Source organism: Streptomyces sp. NPDC005408 (assembly GCF_040606445.1).
In the GTDB taxonomy this organism is placed as follows: domain Bacteria; phylum Actinomycetota; class Actinomycetes; order Streptomycetales; family Streptomycetaceae; genus Streptomyces.
The window spans coordinates 290,177-297,147 of the sequence record NZ_JBEXEX010000004.1; the positions used below are offsets into that span (position 1 = coordinate 290,177).

Here is a 6,971-nt window from a genome sequence, read left to right on the forward strand (position 1 = left end):
CCATCCGACCCACCAGGAGGCGTCCCGTGACCACCCCCTCCAAAACCCTCTCCCCCGCCACCAAAACCCCACCCCGCGGCGCCCGCCTCACCCTCACCGACGTAGCCCTCGGCCGCCCCGAGGTCCCCGTCCTCGACGGGCTCGATCTCGACGTCGCGCCCGGCGAGATCCTGACCGTCGTCGGGCCATCAGGCTGCGGAAAGTCCACCCTCCTGCGCACCCTCGCCGGGCTGCTGCCCGCACTCCACGGCGACGTCGAACAGGACGGCGACCCCATCACCGCTCCCCGCGCCGAGCGCGCCCTCGTCTTCCAGGACGACGCCCTGCTCCCCTGGCGCACAGTCCGCGCCAACGTCGAACTCCCCCTCGCCATCAAGGGCTTGAAGCGCTCCGAACGCCGCGCAACGGCCGAGCACTGGCTGGACCGCGTCGGCCTCGCCGACCGCGCCGCCCACCTCCCGTACCGCATCTCCGGCGGCCAGCGCCAACGCGTCCAGCTCGCCCGCGCCCTCGCCGCCGAGCCCCGCGCCGTCCTCATGGACGAGCCCTTCGGCGCGCTCGACGCGCAGACAAGGGCCGGTATGCAGCAGCTCCTTGTCGACGTGCTGCGCGGCACCGGCGCGACCGTCGTCTTCGTCACCCACGACGTGGACGAGGCGCTCTTCCTCGGCGACCGCGTCGCTCTCCTCGGCACCGGCCGCGTCCTCGGCGTACCGCGCCCGCGCGACCGGGAGGCCCAGAGCGACCCCGCGACCGTCGCCCTGCGCCGCGACGTACTCGAATCCCTCGGCTCCTGATCGCTCCCTGATCGGTCCCTGAAAGGCCCCCCTCATGCAGATCCCCGCTCTCACCGACGCCGAGGAACTGACCTGCGACGTCCTCGTCATCGGCGGCGGCACGGCCGGCACGATGGCGGCGCTCACCGCGGCCGAGCACGGCAGCAACGTCCTCCTCCTCGAAAAGGCGCACGTCCGCCACTCCGGCGCGCTCGCCATGGGCATGGACGGCGTCAACAACGCCGTCATCCCCGGCCGCGCCGAGCCCGACGAATACGTCGCCGAGATCACCCGCGCCAACGACGGCATCGTCGATCAGTCCACCGTCCGCCAGACCGCGACCCGCGGATTCGGGATGGTGCAGCGACTGGAGTCGTACGGCGTGAAGTTCGAGAAGGACGAACACGGCGAGTACGCGGTCCGCCAGGTGCACCGCTCCGGCTCGTACGTGCTGCCGATGCCAGAGGGCAAGGACGTCAAGAAAGTCCTCTACCGTCAGCTCCGGCGCCGCGAGATGCGCGAACGCATCCGGATCGAGAACCGCGTGATGCCGGTCCGGGTCCTGACTGGGGAAGGCCGGGCCGTGGGGGCGGCCGGGTTCAACACCCGCACCGGCCAATTCGTCACGGTCCGCGCGGGCGCGGTCATCCTCGCCACCGGCGCCTGCGGCCGCCTCGGACTCCCGGCCTCCGGCTATCTCTACGGCACGTACGAGAACCCCACCAACGCCGGTGACGGCTACGCCATGGCCTACCACGCCGGCGCCGAACTCACCGGCATCGAGTGCTTCCAGATCAACCCGCTGATCAAGGACTACAACGGCCCCGCCTGCGCGTATGTCGCCAACCCCTTCGGCGGCTACCAGGTCAACCGCCATGGCGAGCGCTTCGTCGACTCCGACTACTGGTCCGGCCAGATGATGTCGGAGTTCGCCGCCGAACTGGGCTCCGACCGCGGCCCGGTCTATCTCAAGCTCAGCCATCTCCCCGAGGAGTCCATCAGCGCGCTGGAGGGCATCCTGCACTCCACCGAGCGCCCCACCCGCGGCACGTTCCACGCCAACCGCGGCCACGACTACCGCACCCACGACGTCGAGATGCACATCTCCGAGATCGGCCTGTGCGGCGGCCACTCGGCCTCGGGCGTCCGCGTCGACGACCATGCGCGCACCACGGTGCCCGGTCTGTACGCCGCCGGGGACCTGGCCTGCGTCCCGCACAACTACATGATCGGCGCGTTCGTCTTCGGCGACCTCGCGGGAGCGGACGCCTCGCAATTCACCGCGTACGAAGGCCAATTGCCCGCCAACCAGATCCAGGACGCCCACGAGCTGATCTACCGCCCCCTCCACAATCCCGACGGCCCGCCCCAGACTCAGGTCGAGTACAAACTCCGCCGCTTCGTGAACGACTACGTCGCGCCGCCCAAGTCGGGCGCCCGGCTCTCCCTCGCCGTCGAGCACTTCGAGCGGATGCGGGGCGAGATCGCCGAGATGGGCGCCGAGACCCCGCACGAGCTGATGCGCTGCGCCGAGGTGAGCTTCATCCGAGACTGCGCCGAGATGGCGGCGCGCTCCTCACTCGCCCGTACGGAGTCGCGCTGGGGCCTCTACCACGAGCGTACGGACCACCCGCAGCGGGACGACGAGGACTGGCTGCACCACCTGGACCTGCGCAAGTCCCCGTCCGGGGCCATGGAGTTCACGGCCCGCCCGGTCTCGCCCTATCTGGTGCCGGTGGACGAATTCAGCCCCACCGGGGGACTGTCCCGCCACCTCGGCGAGGTCCACCCCGAACAAATGGCCACGGCAGGCCCGCGCGAGATCGCGCCGACCGGCTCCGGCGTCCGCACCACGATCCGGCAGGACACGGCCGCCGCCTCCCATTCCCCGCGCATCCTGGAACTGATCGCCCTCACCGAGGACGAGCCCGAACTCCTCGAGCTGCGGCCCTTCCTGACCGACCCGGACCCCGCCGTCCGCCGCGCCGCCGTGGCCGCGCTCACCGAAACCGTCCCGCCAGGGACCGGCCCGGCGCTGGCCGGGACCCTCGCGGACCCGGACTCCGGTGTGCGCAGCGCCGCCGCGGCGTCCCTGCTCGAGCTGGTCGAAGTCCTGCCTGCGGAAGCCGACTTGGCCCGCGGCCTCACCGACGCACTCGGCAACGACGACCCACGGGTCCGTTCCACCGCGCTCGACGTCCTGCGCGCCCTGCGCCTGGGCGACGCCGCCGCCTACACCCGTACGCTGGACGACCCGGTCATCGAGGTCCGTATCGCGTCCGTACGCGCCCTGGTCTCGGTCGACGCCCTCGATGTCGTCGCCCGCGCCACCGCCGACCCGGCCCGCGAGGTCCGCGTCGCGGTGGCCCGCAGCCTGGCGGCCCCCGACGCCCTGGCCCCTCTGCTCCAGGACCCGGACATCCTCGTCCGCGCGGCGGCGCTCGCCGCCCTGTCCACCACCGGGTGCCCGGCCCCGTACGACACCGCGGCCGTGACCGAACTGTCGGCCTCCGCCTGGCAGATACGCGCGGGCGCGGCCCAGGCCCTGGGCGCGGCCGATCCCGACCGCGCCGTACCGGCCCTGGCCAAGACACTCGGCGACCCGAACGCCGACGTCCGCAAGGCGGCGGTCCTGGCCCTGCTCAGACACTCCAGCCACGACGACGCCCGAGCCGCGCTGGCCACCGCCGTCGGAGACCCGGACGCCGACGTCCGCGCCTACGCCGCACGGGCGGCTACCCCGGCCTGAGCGGCGGCAGCCCCATCGCATTGGGGAACGGCACTCCGCCCTCCTCGACGATCCGCCGCGCGAGCGGGCGCAGACACTCGGCGAGCCTCGCGTGGGCCAGGAGGGGCCGGGCGAGCCGATCGGTGGTGGCCTCGATCGCATCCCGCTCCAGGCGGCCGGCATCGGTGAGAGTGCCGTCCTCCGCAAGCACTCCACGCTCACGGAGACGGGCGTGCGCGGCCTCCCACTCCTCCTCGCTCCAGCCCCGGTTGAGCCGCTGCTCGACCGGGGCAAGCCCCAGCGCCACGGTGATCACATTGGCCTCGCAGCCGTCCACCCCGGCACTCACCAGGGCGGCGACATGACCGTCCCCGCGAAATTCCCGCAGCGCGGTGGCCGCCCACCACAGCGCCAGATGGGGCCGCTCGGGCACCGGCAACGCGGCATGCGCGGCAAACAGCACCCGCCCGGCGACGGGAAGCGCCTCGACCGCCCGCCGCCCGAGCTCCGCGGCCTCGGCGACCAGCGGACCGTCGACCAGCTCCCCGAGCAGCCGCCGCAGACACTGATCGGCCACATCGAGCCGGGCGGCAAGGACCTGAGCGGGCGGGCAGCGCTCCCAGGCGTCGGGAAGCGCTCGGGCGACCCGGCCCGGCGCAAAATTGTAGAAGGCGGCGGTCACCACCTCCGGCGGCACCGCCCCGAGCGCGGCGGCCCGGGAGGCGAAGTACCCCATCCAGAAGCCCTTGAGCCCCGATCCGGCGGCGGAGTAGACGGGCCCCGTCTCGGGCGCGAAGTAGACGGGTGCGTGTACGCATTCCAGCAACTGCCAGATGTCGTCCATGGAGCCGACGCTAGCCCACACGCTGGGCGCGTCAACGTTGGGCGACGCCTTCACCCGCGCGCGGGAACCTGATCAACTTCCCCCAGGTTGCGCGGACCACGCACCCGAAACTCACGTCCCATGGGAACACCGATGAGTGGCGGCCCTGTGGCCCCGGAGCCCAGCTGGCCCACCCCACCCGTGGGCGGCTGGACCGCCGACGACCTGGACCGGCTGCCGAATCTGCCTCCCCATACGGAACTGATCGACGCGAGCCTCGTCTTCACGGCTCCGCAGACGCTTTTTCATTTGCGGGCGGTCGACTTCTTCAACTGGCAGTTGCAATCTGTGGGCCCCGAGGACCTGGATGTGGTCCGGGAGTTCACCATCGACATCGACTGGCAGAACAGGCCCGAGCCGGACGTGATCGTCGTACGCGAGGACGTCGTGGAGGACGCACGGCAGACCCGGTTCCCGGCCGAATCCGTAGTACTGGCCATTGAGGTCGTCTCCGCCGAATCCCGGACCCGCGACCGCGAGACCAAGCCGGTGAAGTACGCACGCGCCAAGATCCCGCACTACTGGCGGGTGGAGGACCACGAGGGGAAGGCTGTCGTCTATGTCTTTGAGCTCGAGCCAGCCACCGGCGCCTACACCAGCACCGGCATCTTCCACGACCGAATGAAGGTCTCCCTCCCCTTCCCCGTCGACCTCGACCTCACCCAGATCAGGCCCCGCCGAAAAAGGGTCGCCGAAGAGTAGCCGGTCGTTCGCGTGCGAAGGCCCGGCACCTCACCGAGGTGCCGGGCCCAGCCTCATCCGATGGCCTTGTAGCCGGACCAGCTCGTGCCGACGCTGCTGTTAATGATGTTGAACATGTTGGTGGTACTGAGCGCGGCGGTGCTGCTCCCCGGGTAGATCACGGCGTTGCCGTCGGATCGCAGGGCCCAGACATCGGGAATGGAGTCCCCGGTGACGTCAGGGCTGCCGATGACGATGGGTATGTCGACGACGTGCCAGCCGGACGTTCCGTAGATGAAGTCGGTGCCATCGGCGGATGCCGTCTGAACCGCGAAGGAGAACAGGTTCGTGCCCGTTCCGCTCGCATGGATCTTCCCCTTGCGCAGGAAAACCCTTCCGGTGGTGTCCGTGCGGTAGACAAGATCCACAGCGGCATCTCCGGCGATCTGGCCGACGTACACAAGGTCACGGAGCGTCCAGTCATCCCCGCTGAGCTGTGTGGCGGTCTCGAAACTGACACCCGTGTACCCCGTGAATGCCCACAGGGTGCTGCCCGCCGTCGCCAGCATGTCGGGTCGTCCGTCCCCGGTGACGTCTCCCACGGACAGGATCTGGGTGAGCGAGGAGGCAGCAGGCGCGCCGGTCGGCAGCAGAACCTCGCGGCGTTCATTGACGTCGAAGCCGCCGTAGCCGTCTCCGGGATACATGTAGAGCTTCCCGTCGTCGTCCATGCGCGCCACCAGGTCCTGAATGCCGTCGCCGGGCAGCCAGTCGCCGTTGTGCGTGATCAATGCTCCGGTCCAGTAGCCATCGGCCACCGGCTTGGCCGGACCGTCGGCCGTCGTGTACGCGGCGGGCATCCAGAAATGCAGGCGGTCAGTGCCGAGGGTCTTGGCGTACAGGGCGAGATTGCCCTCGGGATCGATGGTGTACATGTCCGGCACCTTGTCGCCGGTGACGTCTCCCGCGGTGTCCAGCTCTGCGCTCGGCTTTACGTTGAACTGGTACTTCTTGACCCCGGAGATGTTCCCGGAGCTGTCGGCGCTACGCACGTACAGCACGCTGGGACCGGCATGCGGCGGCTTGAGCGTGACGGCCGCTTCACCGGAGTTGATCGGGTGGGCCGGGTCGGGTGCATGGCCGTCGACCGTGTTGGGCAGGGCCTTCTTGTCGAAAGCCGTGTTGAAGCTGTACTGGTACTCCTTCACCTCCGTGGCCGTGCCATTGGGCTTGAAGGTGAACTGCCCCGCGGTGCCGAAGGTGACCGTGCTCCAGACATCGCTGTCGTACGCCGACGCCGGGAAGGTGGAGGACTCGACCTCGGGCGTGCTCGGCGCGGTGTGGTCGACGGTGAACTGGCAGACCGACGTCGTATTGGGCGGCCCCCATGCGGAAGTCGCTCCCTCGGCGTCCTTGGAGTACACCGACCAGGAGTAGGTGACACCGTGGGTGAAGCTGGCCCACGGCATAGTGAAGGCAGTCATCGCGCCGGTGCTGTTCGTGGCATGGTCCGCGTCGTGGAGCGGGCTGCTCGCGTATCCCGTGCGCCAGACCTTCAGGTGCAGGTACTTGAGGTTTCCGTCCGCGTCCGAGGCGGAGGCGCTAAACGTGATATCGCTCTTGCCGATGGTGAGGTACGGCGGCGCGAAGTCGCACGTACCACCGGGAAGGGTCTTCATGAGCGAACCGGTCGGCTCGTTCGGCGCCCGGTTGTAGACGACCTCGATGTACGGGGAGCTCTCGCCGTTTGCCAGGAACTTTTTCCAGTACTCTGCGCTGCCCTCATTGGCGGCCCGCAGACCAAGTGTGGGACTGTAAGACGTTCGGTGTAACTCCCGATCATGGAAGATGCATCGATGACCAGTGAGAACGTGACAGAGCACGAGCCCGTGGAGTCGACAGC

General features: G+C 69.7%; 5 protein-coding genes. 3 read left to right on the forward strand and 2 right to left on the reverse strand.

Going from position 1 to position 6,971, the window contains the following annotated elements:
* Positions 1–26 precede the first annotated feature (26 nt).
* Both ABZS64_RS06800 and ABZS64_RS06805 read left to right on the forward strand, forming a co-directional pair.
* Complete coding sequence (locus ABZS64_RS06800; RefSeq protein WP_355824072.1) at positions 27–797, forward strand: ABC transporter ATP-binding protein; 771 nt, start codon at positions 27–29, stop codon at positions 795–797.
* 34 nt (positions 798–831) lie between these two features.
* The gene (locus ABZS64_RS06805; protein ID WP_355824075.1) at positions 832–3,525 is read left to right on the forward strand and encodes a fumarate reductase/succinate dehydrogenase flavoprotein subunit; all 2,694 of its coding nucleotides are present in this window, start codon (positions 832–834) and stop codon (positions 3,523–3,525) included.
* Here ABZS64_RS06805 and ABZS64_RS06810 read toward each other — a convergent pair.
* Positions 3,512–4,348, reverse strand: a complete 837-nt coding sequence (locus ABZS64_RS06810) for a hypothetical protein (protein WP_355824077.1) — start codon at positions 4,346–4,348, stop codon at positions 3,512–3,514. The genes ABZS64_RS06805 and ABZS64_RS06810 overlap by 14 nt on opposite strands.
* Before the next feature lie 132 nt (positions 4,349–4,480).
* Between ABZS64_RS06810 and ABZS64_RS06815 the strand changes: the two genes are divergently transcribed.
* A complete protein-coding gene (locus ABZS64_RS06815) occupies positions 4,481–5,089 on the forward strand; it encodes a Uma2 family endonuclease (RefSeq protein ID WP_355824080.1) in 609 nt (202 codons plus the stop codon).
* Positions 5,090–5,142: 53 nt separating this feature from the next.
* On the opposite strand, the gene ABZS64_RS06820 is transcribed toward ABZS64_RS06815, so the two are convergent.
* Positions 5,143–6,747, reverse strand: coding sequence for a VCBS repeat-containing protein (locus tag ABZS64_RS06820; protein ID WP_355824083.1), 1,605 nt, complete (start codon positions 6,745–6,747; stop codon positions 5,143–5,145).
* Between the last annotated feature and the right edge of the window lie 224 nt (positions 6,748–6,971).